The following is a 26,022-nucleotide window of genomic DNA, read 5'->3' as shown; positions in this document are numbered from 1 at the left end:
TTCTTTAAAAAAGTTCAAAACCTTTTTGTTTAATCACATTTTGTATGGCGGCGACGACTTCTTCAATCGTCAAGCCTGTTGTATCGATTTTCACAGCATCACTTGCTTGGACAAGGGGTGATACTTCTCTGGTTGAATCTAAATAATCCCGACGTTCAATCTCCGCCTTCAAGGTTTCAAAATCCGTCTCAATCCCTTTTTCTTGATTTTCTTTAAAACGACGTTCTGCACGTTCTTCAACGCTAGCCACCAAGAATATCTTTACTTCGGCCTTTGGTAAAACTGCAGTACCAATATCTCGACCATCCATGACAACTCCGCCGGCTTGACCAATTTTCTGTTGTAACGCCACCATTTCTTCTCTAACTTTTGCATGTTTTGAAACAGCTGAAACAGCATTCGTTACATCTGGCTGGCGAATCGCTTCGGTCACTTCATGACCATCGATAAAAACACGTTGGCCATTTTCTGCTTGCTGAAAAGAAATAGTGTGGTTGACACAAAGCGCTACTAATGGCTCTTCCGCTTGAATGTCGATTTGATTTTGCAAGGCCAAATACGTAATCGCTCGGTACATGGCCCCCGTGTCACAATACACATAATTCAATTGTTTTGCTAAAATTTTTGCAACTGTACTTTTGCCTGACGAAGCTGGTCCGTCAATAGCAATACTGATTTTCCCCATGAAAAAACTCCTTAACTGATATGCATCCTTTAAAATGCGCTTCTTCTTTTATATTAAAATCAGAAGAAAAGAACTTGGATTTAAACTGATGACGAGTTTCTAACGAAAAAGCAATAAGCCGAAATCCCTCGAAAGACGCAAAACATCTTTCGGAAATTTCTGCTTATTGGCATTCTCATGTAATCATCCGTCGCGGTTTAGCCCTTGAAAGTGCTGTCCAAACCTCTTTTTCTGGATTATTTAATACGTAATGGTTGTCCTGGATAAAACACAGATGTATCAATCCCAGGATTTAACGCTAAAATTTGTTCTAATGTCATTCCGTTACGTTCGGCAACTTGACGTGCCCCTTCGCCACTTTGAACGGTATCATAAACAGGTTGTTGGTTCTGCGCTTGTTGCTGTTGTTGATTTTGAGCTTCTTGTTGTTGTTGCTGCTCTTGTTGTTGCTGTTGCTGTTGTTGTGCTTGTTGATCCTGTTGTTGCTGTGCAGCAGCATCTGAACTTGAAGGTGTTGTATTTTCAGCTGGTTGGCTGCTTGCTGGTTCTGAGCTTTCCACTGATTTTGACGTACTTTCTTTTTTCTTCTCTTTTGATGATGATTGAACTAATGAAGAAGATGGCTGGCTATTTTTGCTAGCACTTTCGTTCGGTTTCTTGTCTTGCATCATCCATAAGAAAGTCCCAATTGGAATGGCAATAATTAATAATAGCAAAATAACTAAAACAGTTAGAAATAATGAATTTCCTCGTTGCTGTTGGCGTTTTGCTAAACGAGAACCACCACCATTTTGATCAGGTTCATAAATTGATTGTTCCCATGGCTCACGAGCTTGGTTTTTCTTTTTGTCCTTTTTACTCACTGCTAATTTCCTCCTAAACTTCTCTCGCTTGTTATTATATCATAGCTTTTGCCAACTGCCGACTAAAAAAATGAATTAATCACGTTCTTTAAATAATTTTAGAAATTTAGAACGCCAATCTTCTTCATTTTGATTGCTGGTCTTGTTCGATTTTACTATTGAATCTTGGTAAATGTCAAAGAATAACGCACAATTATCACAACAAGTTTCCGGTGATTGTTTGACAATCGATTCTTGAAAATAAGTTTGAATCAACGTTCTTCGACAGGTTGTGGTTTCAATATACGTTAGCATCCCTCTTAATTGTGCTTGACGATCTTTTTCTTTCTCCTCTAAACGATGCTCTAGCTCTTCAAAAGAATAATCCTTGGCTAAATAGCCTTGGACCCATTTTTGTTGTAACTCGGTGGCATTTTCTAACAAACCTATTTGTTCTTCTCCTTCAATCAGCGATTTTAAGGTCGCTCGATTCGCTCTTGTCTCTTCTAAGAAAAACCGATGAATAAATTCATCCCCTTTTTTATACAATAATAGCGCCCAACTTTTTTGACCATCACGTCCAGCTCGCCCGATTTCCTGTAGGTAATTTTCTAAGCTATCAGGCAAATCAAAATGAATCACTCCACGAACATCAGGTTTGTCGATTCCCATCCCAAAAGCATTCGTTGCACAAAGAATATCGATTTGATTATCAATAAATTGTTCTTGCAAGCGACTACGTTCACTAGCCTCCAAGCCCCCATGATAATAGGCCACCTTAAAACTGGTTTTCGCCTGAATAAGTTGACTAATTTGTTCTGTTTTGTTGCGCGTGGCGCAATAGATAATGATTTTTCCAGCCGTTTTAGATAAGTAATCTAGTAAGACTTCTTCTTTTTCTGACGTTTCCTTCACGAACAAGCCAATATTTTTTCGATTCACTGAAGAAAGAACTTCTTGATAGCTACCATGAGAAAATAATTGTTTTATAATTGCGTGCTGTACAACGGGTGTCGCTGTGGCAGTTAACGCCAAGGTCAAAGGAAAGTCTAGCTGTTTTTGGACCAGATCTAATTTACTATATTCAGGGCGAAAATCGATGCCCCACTGATAAACACAATGGGCTTCATCCACCACAAATAATGCAATTTTTTGTCGCTGTAACACACTAAGTACTTCTTGTTGCAAAAGCATTTCTGGGCTTAAAAACAGATAATCGTATTGGAACATTTTCGCTAAAATATAACGCTTTTCTGAATATTGTAACGTACTGTTTAAGGCAACCGCACCTTTAATTCCTTGTCTTTGTAATTGACGCACCTGATCTTCCATTAACGAAAGTAAAGGAGAAACAATTACCGTTAGTCCCTCTAACTTCTGGCCCACAAATTGATAACACAATGATTTGCCAGTGCCTGTTGGCAAAACAGCCAATGTATTCATACCGTCAAGTAAGTTTGTAATCACTTCTTTTTGACCAGGCTTAAACGCTGCATAACCAAATCGAGTGAATAATTCTTGTTCTAATGTCAACAACACTCACTCCTTTTCTTGCCAAATTTGTTGGATTTGATATAAGCGGAAATCTAAATAAGAAAGCGTCGCTTCTTGCGCTCGCCAATCCCGATACACCCACAACCGCGGATCTTGTTCTGTTTGAGCCAAGTTTTGGAGTATTGCCTCCTTTTCAAGATAAACAGACACCTGCAGCTGCCCTTGAATAGCCAACTCTAATAGATGATCATGAATGGTACTCAGTTTTATTTTTCGCTGCTCAGCAATTTCTTGAAGTGTCTTACCTTCCGTTAACAATCGTTGAGTTTCTTGCATACTTTGGTTTAGATTTTTTTCTAGATACGGCCATACAAGCGTTTGTAAAGCGGGATAGTTTCCTCCGTACATTATCAACTGCAGTAAATGATGAACCGCTTGCGTGTGCCACAAACGCTGTTCAAGAGCTGTCTTATGGCTTGTTAATTGCTGAGGAACTTTGCCAGTTTGCTGATAACCAGAAAGTTGCGCAACCAAATAGTCGCTTTCTGCTTCAGGTAGTAACTCAAACCCTCGCAACAGTTCTTCTTTGATTGATTGAATGCGCTGCTCTTTCTTGTCTTGTTGTAACCATCGTTTCAAATATAGTTGCGGAATCGGTGTTGATAAAAGTGGAATATACTGTTTTTCCTCAAATGATAAATACGAAGTCACTTGCACGGCAAATTGAATGAGTTGCCAACTTTCTCGATCACTTCTGCCAAAACGATAAAGATCAATTGCAGGATAATCCAGCAACGAAAAATGGTGCTCCTTTAAAAATAGTTGCCCTTCTTTTGTTAGTTGAATCTCATTTGTCTCTTTGTGATACTGAATTTGTTTCGCCTTCGAAAGTTTTTCAAGAAATTGAAAATAGGCTTGTTCGGAAATCGTTGGCCACCAGCCAATGAACCGTAAACAATCATATAAAAAACCATAAATCAAAACAGAGCTAGTCCGTTTGCCTTTTAAAAGATGATACAAAGTTGATGCACGTACCTTGTATCCGTGAGATAATAACGCTAAAATAAAAGTTGCTTCCATAGTAAACCTCTTTTAGATAGGATGTGTCACTGTTTATGCAATCACGTTTAGTTCCTGAAAAATGTATTGCTTGTGGACTTTGTCAAGTTTATGCGCCCAATATATTTGATTATGATGATCATGGGATTGTCCTTTTTAAAGACGAGCCGCATGCTCGACAACAATTTATTCCAGAAAACGAACGCGAGAATGTGTTAAAAGCGTACCGCAAATGTCCCACGCGTGCAATAGAAATAAGCAAAAATGAGTGCTAAATAATTTAGCACTCATTTTTGCTTAGAGTATTTTTTCGAGCCAAGCAAGTGTTTGTTCATCTATCGAAACAAACTGTAATTGTCCTTCTTTTAGCGGTTCTTTGACTAAATGAATTTGATCATTTAGGCCATTGATCCATTCATAACGAAGACCATTTTCTTTTGCTTTAGAATTTTTGGCTTCTAAATAATAATTGACATGGTAATTTTCTTTACCATCCAATTGTAGCGTATTAATGGTCACTTCAAAATCTGGTGAACCATCGGTCGATTTCTTTTCACGTAATCGTTCAAGTGCTTCTATAAAAGAAGGAAATTGAGGATTATTTTCCCCACCAACGAGATATTTTTCAGCAAATTCTGCACTATCCGTATGACTTTTCACTTGTTTGGCAAATGCTTGATAAAAGGTTTCTAGCGCTTTGCGGGCATCATAGTCGCTAGCTAACGGAAAATTCAATTGTAGCGTAGGATTATCGGAGAGCGCTTCGACAAAATCATTTTCACCAATCGTTTCTTTTGATGTTTGAATTTCTTCTCCATTAATCGTCTTTTTAAGTTGAATCGTCATCCCTTTGGACCAGAACAAAGGGCCAATCGTTTTGCTTCCATTCGTTAGCGTACCAACTTTCCGATCATTAATATAAATATCTGCGTCTGGCAGATTGCTCTCCACAACAAAATTCATTCGTTTAAAATCTAAAGGTATACTAGAAATATAATTCTCCTCTTCTAATAAACGATACTCTTCTGTGATAACAGGTTCGCCGGTGCTATCTTTCACTGTGGCTGTAAAGGTATATTGTCCTGGCGCTAAGGGTCCCAATTCCTTTTGATAAGTAGTTGAGTCGGAAGTGCCCACTTCCCGCCCGTTCATTGCCAGCGTCACACCGCGCTGATTCGTCGTTAACTGAACAGAAACAGGCGTTAAAATGAATTGATAACGGTGAAAGAAAAATGCTGTTTGACTCGTTTCACGAATAGTTAAACCATGTAGCTTTTTATCCTTTAATAGCGCTTTTTCTAATTTTTTTAGCTCAGTTGGATTTTTTTGATAATAAGTGATTAAAGGCTTAATGCTTTGCGGATTCACTTGAAATTCAGACTCGTTCGTCCTCATTTTTTTACTTAATTCTTGGGCATCACCATTCTCAATCGCTTCAATAAAATGAGAAATTTGTTGTTCCTTAGAAAAATAATGCGTCCCGAGAAAATAGCTACCCGTTCCAAGAACGATGAACACAAAAAGAAACACCCAGATCCAGCTTCTTTTTGATCTGAGAGGAGTAGATTCGTTCCCTTTATTCATTGATGGTTGTGCTTGGTTTTCCTCTTGATGCATTGATTCATTCATTAGCGGAGCGCCGCATTCTTCACAAAAGGACTCCGTATCACGATTCACGTGACGACAATTTTTACACTTTTTCACTCAGGAAAACTCCTCTTTCTTTGATGATTTCTATCATACCAAGGGAAAGTTAAAATTACAATGCAGATGGTTTAGTATTTTTTAACAGAATGATGACAGATTGTGACAACCTCTTTTCTTTTAGGCGTAAATTTTAAAAACCCACTGTCAAACATTGTTCAACAGCAGGTTTTTTTATCATTTATTTTGTTAACGGTGTTTTTTTCTGAATAGTATGTTGTTTTTTTGATAGCCATGGCAATAACTTCGCATGTAGTACTAGAAAAACACCACTGACTAAGAGGCCTTTAATAAGGTTGAATGGCACAATACCAATCGCCACATAGCTTGCTAAAGATGTTCCTAAAAATTGTTGTGTGGTCACACCATATAATTGTAAGTAAATGGGTGTAATAACAAAATAATTCGCAATACTCATGAAAATTGTCAAGGCTAAAATCCCACTTACTAAGCCCACTATCCGATTTGTACGGATATTTTTCTTTTTACCAAAGAAATAAAAAATTGGCAAGGTGAAGATACTACTTGCTAAAAAGCTAGCGAAATCTCCCACCATATTTTGCGGTGCTAGTCCGGTTAAGAACAGGTGTAGCAACGAACGAACAAAAGCAGTAATTACTCCTGCTAACGGTCCGTACAAGAACATTCCGAGTAGAATCGGAATATCACTAAAATCGATTTTCAAAAAACTAAACGCTGGCATAATCGGAAATGCCACAAATTGTAATACTGTACCGATTGCAGCCAACATTGCAATGCTGACCATTTTTTGTACCTTGTTGTTCATCTGAAATCCTCCAATTAAGGACCCATCTTCAACGAACTTTTTGATTCGCTTCTTTGTCATACAAAAAAACCCTATTTTTCTGCAGGGAAAAATAGAGTAGGATTATCTGATGAAAAAGCGTCTCAAATAAGCCCTATCTTCTTTATCCAGACTATACTGTCGGTATTGGAATTACACCAATTCAATCGTTAAAAACGAGTCGTGGACTATAACCACCGGTCGGGAATTACACCCTGCCCCTGAAGACGAACCTTGTATTATATTTTTTTACTTACTTAGTGTAACCGATTTGAACAATGAATGCAACTAACTAAGCTTTTTATTAAATTTCATTGATTGTTTCGTTTCTCAAAAAAAACAATCCCTCCGCCATAAGCGCGAAGAGATCGAGTCATTTTATCTTATTTGGCTTGATTTAATAATTGACTGATTTCTTTTTTAGTTAAATCACGATATTGCCCTGGTCGCAATCCTTGTAAGGTCAACTCACCGTAACGTTCACGTTTTAATTTTTGAACTGGGAAACCAACAGCTTGAAACATTTTCTTCACTTGATGATTACGTCCTTCATGAATCGTTAATTCCACGACGCTGCTACCTGTTTTAATGTCCGCTGAAAGAATTTGAAAATTGGCTGGTGCTGTGCGTTTGCCATCAATGCGAATGCCTTTGGCTAATGGCAATAGATCCCGTTTAGTTGGTACACCTTTAATTTTTGCTACGTAGACTTTATCTACTTCATGTTTAGGATGGGTTAATTTTTGTGAAAAACTTCCATCATTCGTTAAAAGTAACAACCCAGAAGTATCATAATCCAGACGACCGACTGGATAAATTCGCTCAGTAACATCTGTAAAATAATCCGTTACTACTTTACGGCCTTTGTCGTCAGATACTGCAGAAATAACCCCTCTTGGTTTATAGAATAAATAATAACCATATTCTTCTTGATAAATTGGTACACCATCAACCTCAACAGTATCTTGTTTACTTACTTGCGTTCCTAATTCTTTGACCACTTGGCCATTGACTTTTACGCGACCTTTGACAATCAATTCCTCTGCTTTGCGACGCGAAGTCACCCCAGCATGAGCAATTGCTTTTTGTAATCTTTCCATTGTTTAAGCTTCCTCGCCTTCTGTTGTTTCAGACATTGGGTTCGTTTCTTGATAACGATCAAAAAATAGATCCATTGGTAGTTCTTCTTCTAATTCATCTTCCATTTGTTGGATATCTGGTAATTCATCTAAACTTTTCAACCCAAAGTAATCCATAAAATACTTCGTTGTGCCATACAAAATCGCTCTACCAGGACCATCTACGCGGCCTTTTTCTTCTATTAACTGACGGGCAACTAACTTTTGGATAGAGCCAGAAGTCTGTACGCCACGAATTTCATCAATTTCAATACGCGAAATTGGTTGCTTATAAGCAATAATGGATAATGTTTCTAGCGCCGCTTGTGATAAGGCGTTCGACATAGGCGATTGCGCATATTTTTTTAGTAATGAGGCATATTTTTTCTTCGTTGTTAAGACAAAATGATTGCCGACTTCTAAAATATTCAACGCTGATTTATTGTCAGAAGCATAATGTTCTTTCAATTTCGTTAATTCTTCATAGGTTTTTGCTGTTGACTTCTCTAATAAGTACGCAAGCTCTTCCAAGCCAATTCCTTCTTCGCCAACCACAAATAAAATTGCTTCAATTTGACTAACTAATGTCACTGTGTTTCCTCCACCTCTGTTGTATCTTCCTGCTGGGTTTCTGTATTAAATAACAAAATTTCACTATAATTATTTTCTTGTTCAGCATAAATCACGCCCGTTTTCATTAATTCTAAAAGAGCCATGAACGTTGTCACAATTTCTTGTTTGGAATAAGAATCGAAGAAAGAGTCAAACGACACTGCCTTCCCTTTCTGTACTTGACGCATACGCTCTGAAATAGCGGAGATTTTTTCTTCGATGGAAACATCGTCACTGGCAACAGTTGTTTCAACAGGCTGGCGATTTTTTTTCTTTTCTAACATGGAATGAAAGGCTAGAAATAAATCAATTGTATTGATTTGATTAGGCGGTAGTGTTGTATCTTCCTCTTTATAATCATCCATATCCATTGGTTCTTTTGTATAATAGAGTTTACGTTCTTCTTCTTTTTCATGTAAAACAGTCGCTGCATATTTAAATTTCCGATACTCCAATAACTGAGCTACTAAAGCTTCCCGTGGGTCTTCCTCTTCAAAAAAATCTTCATCATCAATGATTTCAAGCTCTTGTTTTGGAAGCAACATCTGACTTTTAATAGCCATTAAGGTGGCAGCCATGACTAGATATTCTCCAGCGACTTCTAACTCTAAGGTTTGCATCGCATGAATATAAGACATGTATTGTTCAGTTACTGCTGTAATGGGAATGTCATAGATATCGATTTCTAATTTTTGAATTAAATGTAGTAGAAGATCCAGTGGTCCTTCAAAGACATCTAGTTTTAAATTAATTTCTTGCAAAAACGACACCTACTTTCTTTTCTCGACTTCCTAGTTTACCATAAATTTATTCGTTTGTGGGCATTCTCGCAAATTAAGCCCGAGGAAAATGTTCCTTATAAACATCTGCCATTCGTTGTTTGGTAATATGTGTATAAATTTGTGTCGTGGAGATATCTGCATGTCCTAATAATTCTTGCACGATTCTAAGATCTGCGCCATTTTCCAACAAATGTGTCGCAAAGCTATGCCGTAATGTATGCGGCGTAATATTTTTCTCTATCTGGGCTTCTCGAACAATCTGTTTTAAATTTTTCCAAATGCCCTGTCTAGATAACGGTTCACCATGATGGTTAACGAATAGGTGTGTTTCATTCGGATGATTTTTAATCAATTGAGGTCTGGCTTCGTTCATATAGCGCTCAATCCATTGAATCGCATAATCGCCTAAAGGAATAATTCGTTCTTTGTCCCCTTTTCCGATTGTTTGCAATAAACCAATGGATAAATGCAGATCCCCTAATTTTATTTCAATTAGCTCACTAACTCGCAGGCCCGTTGCATACATCACTTCTAAAATAGCACGATTCCGCATACCTAGTGGTTTACTTGTATCAGGCGTTTCAATTAATCGAGTCACTTCGTCAACAGATAATGTACTTGGCAATTTTTGAACTTTCTTGGGGGAGTCAATATGTTGCATCGGATTATGTTCGCTTAAGCGTTCTTGACGTAAAAATTGATGAAATCCTCTCAAACTAGAAATCATCCGAATCACACTTGCTGAAGCTTGCTGTTCTTCGTGAAGGGATTGCAAAAATTCTGTAATCATGTAACGGTCAACTTCGTCCCAAGAATGCAGGCCTTGTTCTTGTAAAAAGGCTACGTATTTTTTTAAATCTCGTTCGTAACTCCGTCGTGTGTTATTTGATAAGCCCCGCTCTATTTGTAAATAGTGTAAATAATCGACTAATTGTTCTTCCATTATCCTTCCCTCATTTCTAGTACTATCCTATCAGATTATGCCCTAGATTGCATGGGTAAATTCCAACTTATTAAAAAAAATCAACTGACAACAAAAGACTTGTTCACTAAGTCGTTAACTTAAGAACAAGTCTTTTGTTTTTGCTACTATTAGTAAAGAATAAATTTGTTATTTTATATATTTATCTAGAAAAGCAGCTACTGTTTCCTTATATTTTTCTGGGTTTTTATTATAAGCTTTCGCATGCTCTGCTCCAGGCACGACATATTTCTCTTTAGGTCCTTGGGTTGCATTATAAACTTCGTCTAACATACTAAACGGCACAAACGTATCATTTTCACCATGAATAAAGAGCATTGGTAAATGATTCTTTTGCAATTGCTTAACAGCGCTTGCTTCCCCAAAGAAATAGCCAGCTCTAAGTTTCGTAATCCCGCTAGTAACATTAACTAATGGGAAACTTGGTAAATTGAAAAGCTCTTTCAATTGATATTGCAACTCCTGATTGACTGTAGAATAGCCACAATCTTCCACAATGGCTTTCACGTTATCTGGTAATTTTTCCCCGCTCGTCATCATGACTGTAGCAGCACCCATACTGACACCGTATAAAGTGATTTGTTCTTGCTGACCATTTTCGGTTAAAACTTTCTCAATCCATTGGACATAATCTTTACGATCGGGCCAGCCGAACCCAATATAATCTCCTTGACTTTTCCCGTGACCACGCGCATCTGGCGCTAACACATTGTAGCCCCAATCATGATACATTTTCGCAAAGACAGACATCGTTTCTGCCGAACCCATATAACCATGCGCCATAATAACGGTACGATTACTTTTTTTGTCGGCTGGTAAATAAATAGCCTTTAGACGTAGCCCATCTTCCGAAGTAATTGACCATTCTTGTCGATTTTTGTCATCTTTAAACCACGCGCCTTCAGGTGTCTGGACCACTTTTGACCCTGGGGTATTCTCATTTATAAAGTCTTTCTTTCCTGGAACTACTGCATAATTATAAAAATATAAGCCTGCCGCAATTAAACCAATTGCAATTACTACAATAAGCGCAATCAAAATTTTTAACCATCGATTCATCTACGTACTCCTTTTATTTAAACTGTATGATTCATTATAAGTTGTCGCCCTTTTTTTGACAACTACCATTCAAAGATTTAGCCATCTTTCTTTACCACTAAAATGAGACAATTTTGTTGCGACAAAAAAGCATAGCACAAAAATGTTACCTTTTGCGCTATGCTCCACTTATCTATTTATAGGAAACTAAAAATTATTTATTTTCAATAAGTTTAAAACTTGACCATGGTTTCAAAAATTCTAATAAGAAACGTTCGTCATCAGAAATACGACCAACCACATTTACACGGCCATCATTTTTCATTTCTTTTAAAGCAATTTGTGTTTCCCCTTTGTATTGTCCATAGCCAACGTTGTCAATCAAGACATCGCCTCGAACAATATCTCTCGTTGTATGAGCTGGGAAAGGACGATCTTTATAGTAAACACGTGTCATTGTTGAACGCAAAACGTAATCAGAACGATCTCCACGATAACTGTGTAAGTTATCGAACAATGCAATTCTTTCATCTTCTGTGATTTCTGGTTCTGTATCCACTTTGATCGAAGGATACGGTGCATGAAAGGCTTCTGCCATTGCTGCTAATTCTGCTTCTGAGGCATAAGCATTTCCGACAGAAATATCATCGATTAACCCTGTTAAAACTAAATGCTTAACTTGCGTTGCAATTTCTAAATCGCGGTGGTCTTCCAAAGAACATAATCCATCTTGTGTCGGCCATGGTCCAAATGTAGCATCGTGTGAGTTCACAAACGCCATCGTATTTAAATTATATTTTCTAAATTTTTCTGAACAATAAACAAAATGCTCATAGCCTAAGCCTGTATAACGATGTGGATAGAAATTATGTGAGCCTAGTAAATTTTCTGTGTTTGGTGAGTAGGCCATAATATTATCTACATAGCTTGTCCCTGAACTCATATTAATTTCAATTTTAATGCCATAAGGGTTTCTTGTCATATTCGCCTCTTCTTGCCCAGTAAAACCAAGATCTAAACGAATACCGTAGGCGCCCATATCATGGAAAAATGATAAATCATCATAAGAGATGCCTAATTGTTCGAACAATGCAGGATTAATATCGACCATCACTTCCATACCTAATTGGTTGGCATAATCTACGACTTTTTTAAACTCTGCTAATACCTTTTCCCGATCATCATTGATTTGCAATAAACTAGTAAAGACACGCTTAAAGCCGTATTTATGAGCCAAATCCAAATATGCTTTGTCCTTTTCAAATGTTGAACGTTCTGGATAAATTGAAATACCTAATTTTCCCATGTGATTGCCTCCTAAATTGTAAAACATAATAATGTATCTGCTTACATTGTAACAAAAAAAACAAAAGTGGTCTACACCTTTCCTATAGGAAATCTTATAAAAATTCCACTGGTTTGTTATCTTCTCTTTTGTTATGATAAAAAAGAACCTAATTGTCAGTGTGAAAGGAAGAGGAAAACAGATGAAACATAAGAAAATGCTTGCTGTTGCTTCAGTTGCAGCATTCACCTTGCTTTTAGCAGGCTGTAACACAACCAATAATAAAGGCACGACCGCAACGAGTGATTCTGTCGCTAAATCCAGTGAAAGCAAAACAAAGGATTCGGTCGACTTAAATTCACTAGATTTACCACAACTAGATGACAAAGTTGCCGAAGATCAAGACTTAGTCCAAATGGTTACTTCAATGGGAAATATTGAAATCAAACTATTTCCTAAACAGGCTCCAAAAACTGTCGAGAACTTTATGAAACATGCCAAAGATGGCTATTATGATGGCTTGACTTTCCACCGCGTCATCAATAACTTTATGATCCAAGGTGGCGATCCTAGCGGTGATGGAACTGGCGGAAACAGCATCTGGAATAAACCATTTGAAGATGAATTTTCAAACCAGTTATATAACATTCGTGGCGCATTATCAATGGCGAATGCAGGACCTAATACTAACGGCAGTCAGTTCTTTATTGTCCAAAATACAGATGATCAATCTGATGGTCTTTTATATGATGATTATCCAAAAGCAATCATTGATGCTTACAAAAAAGGCGGCTATCCTTCTCTTGATAAAAAACATACTGTTTTCGGTCAAGTAACCAAAGGAATGGATATTGTCGATAAAATTGCCAAAGTCGAAGTTGGTGCCAACGATAAACCAAAAACTGATGTTAAAATTGAAAAAATCAATATTCTTCAAGAAGCAAAAAAATAACAAAAAGTCAGAACGTATCTTCAGCGTACGTTCTGACTTTTTGTTATTTTTGAATCGCTTGTAATGCCTTTTCTGGCACTTGGTCTTGATTGACCTCTTCATACGTATTGATGTGGGCCCCTTTATTTGAGACTTTTAGATAATGATCTGTTTTTAATTCATGGTCCGCTGTGAAAGTTATTTCTCGCGTTTTGCCTTCCTCATCTGCGGCTACTTGCGTATAACTAGCAATTCCATAGCCATTAACACTATCGGCTTTCTTTGTTTTAACATACACATTTCCTTCTTTAACCAATGGATTTAATTGATCTAACACACCAGCTAATTCGCCAGAGTTCTTCTCTGCGTAAAACTTGGCCCCAAATAAACCACCACCAATAACAATTGCTGTCACCACTAAAAATTTAATAAATTTCATCACATAAATCCTCCCGAGTAATTATTCTCTGTTACTTCTTCCAAAGTATAGCAAGTTTTAAACAATCCTTCCTCGGGCGCAACGACCAGTTTTTTCTCAGACTTATGTCGTATTTTTGTTATTTTGAATAAATAACAAAACACTACTCTTCTATCAATAATTGACTTAATAATTGAATTTCTTGATTCTTAGTTAAGTCAATTGTTTTCATTGTAACTGCTGTGGCTAAACCTAAATAGATTACCACCATTTTAGGAAATAATTCGACAAATTTTCCTTTGTCCATTTGTACATATTTTTTATCCAATAATAAACGCTCTTCAAAAAAAGTTTGAAGCATTTGCTGCAATTCTTCTTCATAACCATGTGCTTTCATAAATAACGCCGTATAGATTTTTTGATGTTTTTGGGCAAATAATATAAAGTTCAGACCCAATGCAATCACTGGGTCTGAGGCACCGACATCTGCTTTATAAAATAATTGCATACGATGAAATAACGATTTAATTAAGGTTCGTTTTAAATCGTCCATGTTGACAAATTCTAAATAAATTGGCTGCGTAGAAATCCTCATAGTATCTGCAATATTTCTAGCAGTTAAATTAGAAAAACCTTTATCTACTAAAATTTTTTCAGCTACGTTTAAGATTTTTTCCTTTGTATATACCTTCGTTCTAACCATTTTCATACCCCTTTTCTCTTTTAGTTAACAATAACTTTATTATGTTCACACAAAAGAAAACCATTTTCATTATATATATAATATTTTACACTTTTTTATGCGTTTCTTTTCTCAAAATTTTCTATACATTTCAAAAAAATTGAGAATTTTCATCACCTATAAACAAATAGGTCCAGAACAAAAGGTCATCACCTTTTGTTCTGGACACTAAACGGCTGCACTCTTTATTCTTCTATTTGTTTGCCTTGCTCTTTGGCAAGCTCATTTTTATCATAAGCTACAAAGAACGGATAGTAAATCAAGATGGCCACTAGAATTAAAACAATATTCAAAACAGCAGCACGCCAATCGCCACCTGTCGCCATAAAGGCGCCAATTGGTCCTGGTAAGGTCCAAGGTGCGGTAAAGACAACTTCACTAACTAAACCTAATTTAGCGGCAAACCAAGCAATCGTTGCTAAAACCATTGGTGCAAAGATAAAAGGAATCATTAAAATCGGATTTAAGACAATCGGTACACCGAAAATAACTGGCTCATTAATATTAAAAATAGACGGTGCTAAAATAGCTTTTCCTAGTTTTGAACCATATTCTGATTTTGCCCGAAAGGCTAATAATATAGCTAAGCCAATTGTGGCTCCAGCACCACCAATCCAAATGAACCATTGGTAAAATGGCTCTGCCGCAATCCGAGGCAATGCTTCGCCAGCTGCTTTAGCAGTCGTGTTTTCCTCTAATAGTTGTAGCCATAGAGGACGCGCCAACGATCCTACGATTGAAGCACCGTGAATCCCAAAGAACCAGAAAAATGTGGTTAAAAAGACTAACAGCAAGACACTCAATAAAGAATCTGCTGCTTGAACTAGTGGTCCTACTAAGTTCCCTACAAATGTGTGCCAATCAAAGCCTAAATAATAAGTGATTGAACCAATCAATAACATGACAATTAACGTCGGCGTCAATGATTCAAATGAACGAGCAACAGCAGGTGGAACGTTATCAGGCATTGTAATTTTGAACTTAGACTTATCTGTTACTCGATAGATTTCGACAGCAATAATTGACGTCACAATCCCGACAAACATCCCTGCACCACCCAAATTAGCCATTGGTAAAACAAACCCAGAAACGCCAGCTGCTTTACTGGCTTCTTCAGGAATCGCTACAGGTACTAATGTTAATAAAAAAGCAATCGTAGCCAAAATCCCTCCAGAGACTTGATCAAGATTATATGATTTCGCTAAACTAGCGCCAATGCCAAAAGTCGCATATAACGCCATAATGTACATTGTCATTCGGTAAGGCAGTAAGATTGTAGCAGCATTACTTGTTAAAAATTGAGTAATGCCCCAAGATTCTGGTAACGGCGGAAACGCAATAATTAGAAAAAAAGAACCGACAATAATTAAAGGTAATGTCGCAATAATTCCATCCCGCACCGCACGTAAATGGCGCTGATTGGCAATTTTAGCCATTGGTCCAGCTAGATGATTTTCAATCCAAACAGTCAGTTTATCTAACATAAATAACACTCTCCTCTGTTTTTCTCTTAAAAAATAACTCCTTTAATCAGCCATAAATAAGAGATAAGCTCTAATAAAATAAGAGAAATTAAAAACAACCAAATAAAACGCTTACAAAAACCTGTTTTCGTTTCAATAAAATAATGACTATACGCTAACGCAAAAGCAATCCCAACAGGCAAAAAAATCATGGCACCAATATTAAACGGCAGATTGAAAGTCCATAATAAAACACTCGGCAACAGGACACCACATAAGAGCCCCATACTAAAAAGAAAACCAGCACTTTTAACTGAAAACTTAGGAACAATTGCTTGATTGTTTTCCATTTCAATTTCGCTCCTTTCGTTTGTTATTTTGTTACATTTAAAATTATAAGCTATTAAAAATATTATTTCAATCTATTCGCTGATTTAATACTAATTTTAAAATAAAAAACCAGTTCACTGAGTGAACTGGTTTTATGCTTATTCGACAAATTCAAATTCAAAATTACCAATCCGAACAATGTCGCCATCTTTCGCGCCACGTGCTCGTAATGCCTCATCGACACCCATACCACGTAATTGACGTGCAAAACGCATTACTGTTTCATCATGATCGAAATTCGTCATTTCAAATAATTTTTCTAATTTTTCACCAGATAAAACCCATGAAGCATCTGGTTCACGATCAATCGTAAATTCTGGACCTTCTGGTTGGAAGCCATAACGAACGGTTTCTTCCTCTACTACTTCATCTTCATATAATGGGAATTCAGGCGTTACTTCCAACAAGTCAGCTGTTGCATTTAATAAAGGTTCAATACCTTTACGAGTAACCCCAGAGATTGGGAAAATAGGTAGCTCATCAGCATACTCATCTGTGCGTTCCTTCGCAAGTTGCTCTTTAAATTTCGCTAAATTCTCTTCTGCTTCAGGCATGTCCATTTTATTGGCAACAATAATTTGAGGTCGCTCCATCAAACGTAAATTGTGTGAAGCCAATTCTTTATTGATTGCCAAATAATCTTCATAAGGATCGCGTCCTTCCATACCACTCATATCAATGACATGTAAAATAACACGCGTCCGTTCAATGTGGCGTAAAAACTGTGTTCCTAAGCCGACACCTTGAGAAGCTCCTTCAATTAAGCCTGGCAAATCTGCTGCAGCGAAGCTTCGACCGTCACTAGTAGTCACCATCCCTAAGTTTGGAACTAACGTCGTAAAATGATAGGCACCAATTTTCGGACGAGCGGACGAGATAACAGAGAGTAACGTTGATTTCCCTACAGAAGGAAACCCAACTAAGCCAACATCTGCTAAAACTTTTAATTCTAATTCGATTTTACGTTCTTGGCCCGGTTCGCCGTTTTCGGCAATTTCTGGTGCAGGGTTTCTTGGGGAAGCAAAGCGAATATTCCCGCGACCACCGCGTCCGCCTTTTGCTACTACTAAGGTCTGACCATTCTCAATTAAATCCCCAATTAAAGCTCCAGTTTCTGCATCACGAACTGTTGTACCTGGTGGAACTTTGACAAGTAAATCTTCTGAACCACGACCGTGCATTCCTTTACTCATACCATTTTCTCCAGGTGTCGCCTTAAAATGACGATTAAACCGGAAATCCATTAATGTGCGTAATCCTTCTTCAACAACTAAAACAACGTCGCCACCGCGACCGCCATCACCACCAGCGGGACCCCCGTCTGGTACATATTTTTCTCTACGGAAAGCAACCATTCCGTCGCCGCCTTTACCAGCTTTGACATCAATCGTCACTTGATCTAAAAACATGGACATATAATTTGTCCTCCTATTCTACTTCTACTATCTTTAATCACCTCAAAAAGCATGATTCGAAAGTCTTTATTATTGTATCGGGAAAACAACCGTTTGTCTAGCAATTCTAGTTAGTTATCGTTGGAAAAAGCAAAATTTCTCATGAATCTTTCGCTTTCTTTTTGTCGCTTCGCTATCAGTCTTTTGACAAAAAAATTTTAGAGGTTCATACTATAGATAGTTGAAGAAAATCACTTTTTCAGCAAGGGTCCAAAGAAACACAAACATCTAAAGGAGGAATTTTTGTTATGACAGTCAAAGTAGGAATTAACGGTTTTGGAAGAATTGGTCGTTTAGCCTTTCGCCGAATAAAAGAAGTTTCTGATGATATTGAAGTTGTGGCAATCAATGATTTGACTAGCCCAACAATGTTGGCTCACTTATTACAATTTGACTCTACGCATGGCACCTATCCTGGCACCGTGACAGCCACTGAAAATGGCATTGTGGTTGACGGCGAAGAAACCCGTGTCTACGCAGAACCAGATGCAAGTAAAATCCCTTGGGTTAAAGAAAACGGAGTAGACATTGTCCTTGAATGTACAGGTTTTTATACCTCTGAAGAAAAAGCACAAGCTCATTTAGATGCAGGTGTGAAACGTGTGGTTATCTCTGCTCCTGCAGGCGCAATGAAAACAATCGTTTACAACGTCAATGATGATACACTTGATGCCAACGATAAAATCATTTCTGCTGGTTCATGTACGACAAACTGTCTAGCACCGATGGCTTACTTCTTAAATAATGAATTCGGTATTGAAGTTGGTACCATGACAACTGTCCATGCCTACACATCAACACAAATGCTATTAGATGGCCCTGTTCGTGGCGGAAATCTTCGTGCGGCACGCTCTGCTGCAGACAATACTATTCCCCATTCAACTGGTGCTGCTAAAGCAATTGGCTTAGTTATTCCAGAACTTAATGGAAAATTACAAGGCCATGCCCAACGTGTTCCCGTTGTGGATGGATCCTTAACAGAATTAGTTAGCATTTTAAAAACAAAAGTAACAGCTGATCAAGTAAATGAAGCAATGAAAAAACACACCATTGATAACCCTTCTTTCGGTTATGATGATCGTGAAATTGTTTCTGGAGACATAATCGGCACGACAGAAGGTTCGATTTTTGACCCAACGCAAACAGAAGTAACGACAGCTGGCGATTTCCAATTAGTGAAAACTGTGGCTTGGTATGACAATGAATATGGTTTTACTTGCCAAATGATTCGCTTATTGGAAAAATTCGCTAATTTATAATTCCAATGAATAAAAAACTGCCTTGCATAAATTAATGCAAGGCAGTTTTTTTAATGTTTACTTTGACAACTTTGACAAATACCATGAAAAGTTAAGCGATGATCTTTGACTAAAAAATGATACCGACTTTCAACAATTTGCTCTACTTCACCAAGCAAGTCTTCTTCCACTTCCTCAATTGTGCCACATTCTAAGCATAACAAATGGTGGTGAAAGTGTTTGGCGCCTTCTTTTCTTAAATCATAGCGAGCTAAACCATCGTTAAAGCTCACTTTATCAACGACTTTTAAGTCTGTTAAAATTTCTAGCGTTCGATAGACTGTTGCTAGACCAATTTCCGGACTTTTTTGTTTTACCAAGAAGTAAATTTCTTCTGCTGATAAATGATCTTTTTCATTTTCCAATAATACAAGTACGGTTGCTTCCCGTTGTGGTGTTAATTTAAAGCCTGATTCATGTAATTGTTTTTTTGTCTTTTTTAAAGCAGCAGTCGAATCCATTATTACAGCTCCTTGTTTAGAATGATTACAAATTAAGAAACTTAATTTATCAATCAAATTAAAATAATTATAAAAGAAATAACTGTAATTTGCAAGATATTCTCAATTAGCTACCTTAATTTTTTTCTTTTGATTGTTCCAACGAGCCAATTAGAATTGTTTTACCATCTTCTTGTTTAATTAATTTTTGTTTCATTAAATGACCTAAGGCGCGTTTAAATTGAGCTTTACTAATGCCAAAGGTTTGTTTAATTTCATCAGGGCTTGATTTATCGGTGAAAGGAATTTGGTGATCGTTTGCTCTTTCTAAGAAAGTTAGAATCATTAACGCATCATCGCTGATTACTTCATGACTTCTTGGTTTTAATGAAAGATTCAATACGCCGTCCGGCCGCACGCCAATCACACGTCCCACTACTTTTTCACCTAAACGTGGTTCTTGGAAACGTTCAGAAGGATGGATAAATCCAATGTATAAATCATCAGTTAAAATATACGTTCCTGCAAGTTTCAGACGATACACATGCCCAGTTAAGTTTTGGTTTTGCATTTCAGCATTCCCGCGTTTTGCCATTGCTTTAAAGACTTTTTCATCTGCTAATTCGCCCCAAATGCGGTCTTTACTGTCCACTTTTAAAGTAACCATTACTCGGTCTTCTTTTTTAGGCCAAAGTTCCCGCATAGTTGGTAATTCATCCAACGAAATAACGACATCTTTATCTGGTAAGCCAACATCCACAAAGACACCTAAATCACGTCTCGTTCCTGTGACAGTACCAAAGCCATAGCTACCAATGCGCACAGTAGGAATTGTAGTTGTCAGTGCTGGCTCTTGTTTTTGATTTAAATAACCAAATCCTTCTACAGCCTCTCCTATGGCATGCGTACCTTCTTCTTTTTTTAAACGGAATGTGATGCCATTTTTTTGAACAAAATAAAATTGTTCATTTTCATCGACCACAATGCCGGTAAATGTTGTTGCTAGTAATTCTCTCATTTATCATTAACTCCTCAAGGAAAATCAATCGAACAAAAGATTTCCGCTTTTGTTCGATTGTTTCTATTTTCTTTTATTGCCCTGCATTACGAGAAGCGTTCCCTTTGAACCAACCTGTTTTAGCATTGATTGTAACTAAATACATGTGAACATTTTTCTCTGTAGTGCCTTCTAATAATTTTGATTGATTGTTTGTTGCATAAAGATTGTAGTAACCTTCGCCATTCACAATTTTGGCAGGTTCTAAAGAATATCCGCCAGGAACCACATAGCCACGAGCAATCACTGTATCTAAGACTTTTTCTTTCACACCTGGTGCCCATGTCCACGCTGGATTGCTACTATCAGCGATATCGGCAGCATCTGGCGCATAAAGCGGACTAGTGTAAACCCCGTCACTATTCGGCGCCGTGTAGCCATTCTCTTCTGTTTTTGCTGTTTCTTCCTTCTTAGCGTTCTCTTTTTTCGCGGCAGCAGCTTGTTTCGCTTGTTCTTCTGCTTGTTTTGCTTGCTCTGCGGCAGCTTGTTCTTCTGCAATTCTTTTCTGTTCTTCTTCAACCTTGGTTAACGCTTGGTCAGCTGTCGTGACTTGTTTGATCAGTTCTTTTTTCAGCTTATCACTTGTTACTTTATCTACTTCTGCCTTAGCAGCTTGATACGTGTCTCGATTCAGCTGATTGGTAGTTTTTCCATCTTTATAAATGACCTCAACCGCTTTTTTAGCTTTTTGTAATTGGTTGTATTGTTGGTTCGCTTGATCGATTGCTTGGTTCATCAATTGGTCAAACGGATCATTTCCTGTTAATTTCTTTACGGAAATTGGTTGATCAGCAGCTAGAATCGCCGGTTTCAACTCATTGCCATTGACAATCGGGGCCTCAAATAATTGGTTGATTTGTTGAATGGTTTGTTGTTTCTCTTTCAATGTTTGAATTTGTTTATTTAATTGAGAATACTCTTCTGAATCTTTAATTTCCGCGACTTGTTTTGAGAGTTTTTCTGGACTAACAGTCACCATATCGGGTTTAATAAAAACTTGCTCCTTTGTGGTATAAAAGGCTGCTAGTTCATCTTTCAGCGTATCTGTTTTCTTGGATAGTGCCGCCGCCTCTTGCGCGGCAGCTTTTTGCGTTTGATCATGATACGCCCAAGCACTACCTCCAGCTAATAAAACAACCGCAAGCGCAACGAAAGCCACTTTTTTTGATGGTTTCTTTGGAGCAGGCGCTGGTTGAGCATTCCCAGTTTCATTCATCGGTGGTATCACACCTGAATCTGAAACTTTTTCCTCGGTTGTATCAGCTTCGCTCGGTTCCTCTAGCGACGCTGCACTTGTTAACCCTTCTTCAGAATCTGAAATGGATTCAGTTGGTGTTTCGGCTTGGGTTAATACTGCCTCACCGCTGTTTTCTAACTCTTGGGTCTCTGCTGTTTCTTCTGATGGATTTTCAGACATTTCTGTATCTGCTCGATGCGCTTGAATATAAGCTTGCAAAGTTTCGTTTGGTGTTACATCTTGATCTTCTATCGGTGGTTGTGAAAAAATTTCTTCTTCAGAAGTGGTAGAGATAACTTCAGTTCCTGAAATCTCTGTTAAAGCTTCCTCTTCTGACTTCACTGTCTCAGATACCTCAGCTGTTTCTGCTTCAACAGTAGTTGTTTCTTCTGTTGTTTCCTCTAAATTAACTGCTTCGTCCGTTGCTAGTTTTTCTTCTGTTGAATGAGTAGGCATCGCTTCTGTCGCTGGTATCGTTTCCTCCACCGAATCATGAGTCTCCTCACTAGCCCCTTCTTGAAGCACTGCTTCTGAATCAGAAACATCCTCTGAATCAGAGACTATTAAGTTATCTTCTATCGACTCTTCTTTTTTGTCATCATTACTTTCTTCTTCAGGTGATTCGCCAAACAGTTCCATCACATGGCCTAAGCTCATATCTTTTAACTCAGACCATTCAATATTCTCATTTAATTGATCTTCATGTTGTTCATTTTCCTGTGTTTTAAAATCTATATTTGTTGAAGTCGTTTCCGCTTCTTTTTTATCAACTGTTGTGTCAGTTAGTGAATAGCCACATGTTGGGCAGGTCGTTAATTCTGCATCGAATTCGTTCCCGCACTTCGGACATTTCTTTGTCATTCTTCCGCCTCACATTCTGCTAATATTCCATTACTTCTAATTTACCACAACTTGCGCCTTCTTCCAATAACTAGCAATGACATTTAGAGACTTTTTAAAAATCAAAAGCGGCTCTTCTCGCATGCACGAAAAGAGCCGCTAAACGGTATGTTTATTCTAAAAAGTCTTTTAATTGTTTTGAACGAGAAGGATGTCTTAGTTTTCTTAACGCTTTTGCTTCAATTTGACGAATACGTTCGCGAGTGACACCGAAAACTTTTCCGACTTCTTCTAGCGTACGTGTCCGACCATCATCTAAACCAAAACGTAAACGTAAAACATTTTCTTCACGGTCTGTTAAAGTATCCAGAACATCTTCTAGTTGTTCTTTTAACAATTCGTAAGCTGCATGTTCAGCAGGACTTGTAGCATCTTGGTCTTCAATGAAATCACCTAAATGTGAATCATCTTCTTCACCAATTGGTGTTTCTAAAGAGACTGGCTCTTGTGCGATTTTTAGGATTTCACGAACTTTTTCTGTTGGTAAATCCATTTCCGCACCAATTTCTTCTGGCGTTGGTTCTCTACCTAAATCTTGCAATAGTTGGCGTTGAATCCGAATCAATTTATTGATTGTTTCAACCATGTGAACAGGAATTCGAATTGTTCTAGCTTGGTCCGCAATTGCCCGTGTAATCGCTTGACGAATCCACCAAGTAGCATACGTAGAGAATTTGAACCCTTTACGGTAGTCAAATTTTTCAACAGCTTTCATTAAGCCCATATTACCTTCTTGAATTAAATCCAAGAATTGCATACCACGACCTACATATCGTTTGGCAATTGAAACAACCAAACGTAAGTTAGCTTCTGCTAAACGTTGTTTTGCTTCTTGATCGCCTTCTTCAATTTTAAGTGCCAATTCAACTTCTTCTGCAGCAGTTAATAATTGAACGCGCCCAATTTCTTTTAGGTACATACGCACGGGATCATTAATTTTAACACCTGTTGGCGCAGATAAGTCTTCTGCTTGGGCCTTTTCCGCTTCTTTTTCATCTTTTTTCAAGCTATGTTCACTTGGGTCTCCATTTTCATCGACTACGCTGATACCAGCATCTTCAACTTTTTGGATTAATTTTTCCATAGCTTCTGCATCCAAAGTATACGGTGTGGCTAATTGATTCGCTAAATCATCATAAACCACTGTTCCTTTAGGCTTGTTTTCTTTGATAAATGCTGCCACTGCAGCTTCATATTTTTTACTTGTTTCTTTTTCCATGAAAGAAGGCCCCCTTCATTTTTCGGTTCACGCTTGAAATAACTGATAAATCACTGGGACTTATCAAAATAAAATGAACAAAACGCTTAGTTCTATTCATTATATTGCTTAAGTAAATGTTCGTTGAGCTTTAAGCTGTCGAGCCAATTGGATAATCTCCATTGTTAATTCGGCTTCAAGCTGTTGGTTGCCCACTCGTTTTGCTTCTTGCTGTTGAATCTTTTTCTGCTCAATTGCCTCTGCAATACTTGATAAGGCAATTACATGTAATAAATCGGCAACTTCTCGCTCAGAGCTTTCTTCCGATAAATTCTGATACGCAATTTCAATTGCTAATTGTTTGGTTTGATTATCTTGCAAAAAATTAATAAAATCGGCAATGTCGAAACTTTGATGCAATGTCGCATAACTTTCTAGCAAGAAATATAATTCTTGGTATTCATCATGAGCGAACGAAAAATCTGGCAATTGTTGAACGGTTTGCCGTACTCCTTGTTCATTCATTAAACGAAATAATAAAGAACGTTCTGCTTTTTGAACTTGTGTTAACGGTAACTTGTTCTGGACGTGATTCTCTTCAAAAACAGGTTCTTCCATTGGTGGTGGCATCATTTCATCTTGATAAAATTGTTGCCTTTCTTGCCGTTGGACTGAACGTTGCTCTTGCTTCAATTGATTGAATTGTTCTTCTAAACTATGAACAGAAAGTTGAAATTCCTGAGCAATTTGGTTTAAATAACGATCACGTTCCAAGGGAGATTGAACATTGGTTAACTCTCGTAACAATTCGTTCACATAATCCAATTGTTCTTTTTCGTTATTCATGTTTCTAGTTAACCGATGATAGTTCATTTTAAAACTAAAAACTGTTTCTCGGCCATGATTGGCTAAATTTTGAAAAGCTTCTGCGCCATATTTCCGCACATATTCATCAGGATCCAGCTTTTCAGGGATGCTGACAATACTCAAGTCAAAATGACTGTTTTCTTGCAATAATTGAATCGCACGGTTTGTGGCTTGAACACCGGCATTATCGCCATCGTAACAAATAACTACTTCCTTAGCGACCCGTTCCAAACGCCGAATTTGTTCATTGGTCAAACTAGTCCCCATTGAAGCCACACCACTTTTTACGCCTGATTGCCAAGCAGCGATAACATCCATGAATCCTTCAAAAAGCAAGACTGTATTTTCTTTACGAATTTCTTTTCTGGCTTTATCAAAGTTAAACAGCGTTTCTCGCTTATTAAAAAGTGTTGTTTCAGGACTATTCAAGTATTTAGGCATCTCATCCCCTGGAAAATCAGCTGTTTTTAACAAGCGACCAGAAAAGGCGATGACATTGCCTTGGGGATCATTAATTGGAAACATGATTCGTTGATAGAAACGATCCAAAAACGTACCGTTATCTCTTTGGACAAACAGCCCAGAAGGCTCAAAAAGCGTTTCATCCAGTTGTTCATTTTTAAAAACTTGACTTAAGAAATCACGTTTTTGCGGCGCAAATCCAATTTGAAAGGTCTCAATTAGTTCTTGTGTTAACCCCCGCTCTAATAAATAGTTTAATGCGGGTTCGCCAATTTTAGTATTCACTAAAATATGATGGTAAAGTTCTGCGGCTTTACTATGCAGTTGTAACAAACTCCGTCTTTGTTGGTTTTCTGGGGTATCCGCTACTTCACGCGGCTCTGACCAATCAAAGTCCACAGATAAATGTTCCAAATCTGCAACACGTTTCACGGATTCTGGAAAACTAATGCCTTCAATTTCTTGCAAGAAATTAAAAACAGTTCCACCTTTCCCGCAGCCAAAACAGTGAAAAATTTGTTTGTCTTCTGCTACTGAAAATGAAGGGGAACGTTCTTCGTGAAACGGACATAAACCCATATAATTTTTACCGGATTTTTTTAACTGGACATACTGCCCAATAATATCTACTATATTCGTTCGGTGACGAACTTCCTCAATGACTTCCTGAGGAATGCGTTGTGCCATTGTCCTCACCTCCTAAGAATAGCATTGTGCTAACTCATGTGATTGACCGTTTAAAAAACGCACTGTCATTTC

Annotated in this window: 25 protein-coding genes and 1 riboswitch; of the genes, 3 read left to right on the top strand and 22 right to left on the bottom strand. The window is 37.6% G+C overall.

The features are described from left to right. Window positions 1–4: 4 nt before the first annotated feature. From cmk to MKZ30_RS06480, 4 genes are all read right to left on the bottom strand, one after another. Window positions 5–685: a (d)CMP kinase gene (cmk, locus tag MKZ30_RS06495; protein WP_002357612.1), complete on the bottom strand. Its 681-nt coding sequence runs from the start codon at window positions 683–685 to the stop codon at window positions 5–7. A gap of 236 nt (window positions 686–921) precedes the next feature. Beyond that, a complete protein-coding gene (locus MKZ30_RS06490; RefSeq protein WP_002360346.1) occupies window positions 922–1,548 on the bottom strand; it encodes a LysM peptidoglycan-binding domain-containing protein in 627 nt (208 codons plus the stop codon). Between the two features lie 75 nt (window positions 1,549–1,623). Continuing rightward, on the bottom strand, window positions 1,624–3,066 hold the full coding sequence (locus MKZ30_RS06485) for a RecQ family ATP-dependent DNA helicase (protein WP_050444150.1): 1,443 nt from the start codon (window positions 3,064–3,066) through the stop codon (window positions 1,624–1,626). Beyond that, window positions 3,067–4,101: a YpbB family protein gene (locus MKZ30_RS06480; RefSeq protein ID WP_010822812.1), complete on the bottom strand. Its 1,035-nt coding sequence runs from the start codon at window positions 4,099–4,101 to the stop codon at window positions 3,067–3,069. A 35-nt stretch (window positions 4,102–4,136) separates the two neighbouring features. Here MKZ30_RS06480 and MKZ30_RS06475 point away from each other — a divergent pair, with 35 nt between their 5' ends. Further along, window positions 4,137–4,355 carry a ferredoxin gene (locus MKZ30_RS06475; RefSeq protein WP_002357617.1) on the top strand — a complete coding sequence of 73 codons (219 nt, stop codon included), beginning with the start codon at window positions 4,137–4,139 and terminating at the stop codon, window positions 4,353–4,355. 22 nt (window positions 4,356–4,377) lie between these two features. On the opposite strand, the gene MKZ30_RS06470 is transcribed toward MKZ30_RS06475, so the two are convergent. The 8 genes from MKZ30_RS06470 to MKZ30_RS06435 form a co-directional block, all read right to left on the bottom strand. After that, on the bottom strand, window positions 4,378–5,709 hold the full coding sequence (locus MKZ30_RS06470) for a zinc ribbon domain-containing protein (protein ID WP_002420209.1): 1,332 nt from the start codon (window positions 5,707–5,709) through the stop codon (window positions 4,378–4,380). 256 nt (window positions 5,710–5,965) lie between these two features. Beyond that, window positions 5,966–6,631 (bottom strand): ECF transporter S component, encoded by a 666-nt coding sequence (locus tag MKZ30_RS06465; RefSeq protein WP_002382314.1) that lies wholly within the window; start codon window positions 6,629–6,631, stop codon window positions 5,966–5,968. Window positions 6,632–6,702: 71 nt separating this feature from the next. Then, a riboswitch (FMN riboswitch) is annotated at window positions 6,703–6,822 on the bottom strand. A 150-nt stretch (window positions 6,823–6,972) separates the two neighbouring features. Beyond that, window positions 6,973–7,689, bottom strand: a complete 717-nt coding sequence (locus tag MKZ30_RS06460; protein ID WP_002357624.1) for a pseudouridine synthase — start codon at window positions 7,687–7,689, stop codon at window positions 6,973–6,975. Between the two features lie 3 nt (window positions 7,690–7,692). After that, window positions 7,693–8,298, bottom strand: a complete 606-nt coding sequence (scpB, locus tag MKZ30_RS06455) for an SMC-Scp complex subunit ScpB (RefSeq protein ID WP_002357625.1) — start codon at window positions 8,296–8,298, stop codon at window positions 7,693–7,695. Continuing rightward, the gene (locus MKZ30_RS06450; RefSeq protein ID WP_010774119.1) at window positions 8,295–9,080 is read right to left on the bottom strand and encodes a segregation/condensation protein A; all 786 of its coding nucleotides are present in this window, start codon (window positions 9,078–9,080) and stop codon (window positions 8,295–8,297) included. The genes scpB and MKZ30_RS06450 overlap by 4 nt, the downstream gene beginning before the upstream one ends. 73 nt (window positions 9,081–9,153) lie before the next feature. Beyond that, on the bottom strand, window positions 9,154–10,044 hold the full coding sequence (xerD, locus tag MKZ30_RS06445) for a site-specific tyrosine recombinase XerD (RefSeq protein ID WP_002360354.1): 891 nt from the start codon (window positions 10,042–10,044) through the stop codon (window positions 9,154–9,156). A 168-nt stretch (window positions 10,045–10,212) separates the two neighbouring features. Further along, a complete protein-coding gene (locus MKZ30_RS06440; protein WP_002357629.1) occupies window positions 10,213–11,142 on the bottom strand; it encodes an alpha/beta hydrolase in 930 nt (309 codons plus the stop codon). Window positions 11,143–11,335: 193 nt separating this feature from the next. Further along, entirely contained in the window at window positions 11,336–12,427 is a 1,092-nt protein-coding gene (locus tag MKZ30_RS06435; protein WP_002360357.1) for a DUF871 domain-containing protein, read from the bottom strand. A 181-nt stretch (window positions 12,428–12,608) separates the two neighbouring features. On the opposite strand from MKZ30_RS06435, the gene MKZ30_RS06430 reads away from it, so the two are divergent. Then, window positions 12,609–13,358, top strand: coding sequence for a peptidylprolyl isomerase (locus MKZ30_RS06430; protein WP_002374887.1), 750 nt, complete (start codon window positions 12,609–12,611; stop codon window positions 13,356–13,358). A gap of 43 nt (window positions 13,359–13,401) precedes the next feature. Here MKZ30_RS06430 and MKZ30_RS06425 read toward each other — a convergent pair whose 3' ends face one another. The 5 genes from MKZ30_RS06425 to obgE all read right to left on the bottom strand — a co-directional run bounded on the left by MKZ30_RS06425 (window position 13,402) and on the right by obgE (window position 17,765). Next, complete coding sequence (locus MKZ30_RS06425) at window positions 13,402–13,776, bottom strand: YxeA family protein (RefSeq protein ID WP_002357632.1); 375 nt, start codon at window positions 13,774–13,776, stop codon at window positions 13,402–13,404. A 142-nt stretch (window positions 13,777–13,918) separates the two neighbouring features. Then, window positions 13,919–14,464, bottom strand: coding sequence for a TetR/AcrR family transcriptional regulator (locus MKZ30_RS06420; protein ID WP_349645166.1), 546 nt, complete (start codon window positions 14,462–14,464; stop codon window positions 13,919–13,921). 218 nt (window positions 14,465–14,682) lie between these two features. Beyond that, window positions 14,683–15,981, bottom strand: a complete 1,299-nt coding sequence (locus MKZ30_RS06415; protein WP_033600984.1) for a PTS sugar transporter subunit IIC — start codon at window positions 15,979–15,981, stop codon at window positions 14,683–14,685. A gap of 26 nt (window positions 15,982–16,007) precedes the next feature. Beyond that, window positions 16,008–16,310, bottom strand: coding sequence for a hypothetical protein (locus MKZ30_RS06410; RefSeq protein WP_010817272.1), 303 nt, complete (start codon window positions 16,308–16,310; stop codon window positions 16,008–16,010). Between the two features lie 138 nt (window positions 16,311–16,448). Then, complete coding sequence (gene obgE / locus MKZ30_RS06405) at window positions 16,449–17,765, bottom strand: GTPase ObgE (RefSeq protein ID WP_002384537.1); 1,317 nt, start codon at window positions 17,763–17,765, stop codon at window positions 16,449–16,451. 287 nt (window positions 17,766–18,052) lie between these two features. Between obgE and gap the strand changes: the two genes are divergently transcribed. Then, complete coding sequence (gene gap, locus MKZ30_RS06400) at window positions 18,053–19,063, top strand: type I glyceraldehyde-3-phosphate dehydrogenase (RefSeq protein WP_002357638.1); 1,011 nt, start codon at window positions 18,053–18,055, stop codon at window positions 19,061–19,063. Window positions 19,064–19,113: 50 nt separating this feature from the next. Here the strand turns inward: gap and fur are convergent, their stop codons facing one another. From fur to dnaG, 5 genes are all read right to left on the bottom strand, one after another. Further along, window positions 19,114–19,563, bottom strand: coding sequence for a ferric iron uptake transcriptional regulator (gene fur / locus MKZ30_RS06395; protein WP_002357640.1), 450 nt, complete (start codon window positions 19,561–19,563; stop codon window positions 19,114–19,116). A 115-nt stretch (window positions 19,564–19,678) separates the two neighbouring features. Continuing rightward, on the bottom strand, window positions 19,679–20,560 hold the full coding sequence (locus MKZ30_RS06390; RefSeq protein WP_002361792.1) for a CvfB family protein: 882 nt from the start codon (window positions 20,558–20,560) through the stop codon (window positions 19,679–19,681). Between the two features lie 73 nt (window positions 20,561–20,633). Then, a complete protein-coding gene (locus tag MKZ30_RS06385; protein WP_033600982.1) occupies window positions 20,634–22,697 on the bottom strand; it encodes a cell division site-positioning protein MapZ family protein in 2,064 nt (687 codons plus the stop codon). A gap of 151 nt (window positions 22,698–22,848) precedes the next feature. Continuing rightward, a complete protein-coding gene (rpoD, locus tag MKZ30_RS06380) occupies window positions 22,849–23,955 on the bottom strand; it encodes an RNA polymerase sigma factor RpoD (protein WP_002360364.1) in 1,107 nt (368 codons plus the stop codon). Window positions 23,956–24,063: 108 nt separating this feature from the next. After that, a complete protein-coding gene (dnaG, locus tag MKZ30_RS06375; RefSeq protein WP_002380276.1) occupies window positions 24,064–25,950 on the bottom strand; it encodes a DNA primase in 1,887 nt (628 codons plus the stop codon). Between the last annotated feature and the right edge of the window lie 72 nt (window positions 25,951–26,022).

This window comes from Enterococcus sp. LX10 (assembly GCF_023539285.1).
Taxonomy (GTDB): Bacteria; Bacillota; Bacilli; order Lactobacillales; family Enterococcaceae; genus Enterococcus; species Enterococcus faecalis.
The sequence above is the reverse complement of the archived record's forward strand: the minus strand, read 5'-3'. Positions and strand labels throughout refer to the sequence as shown.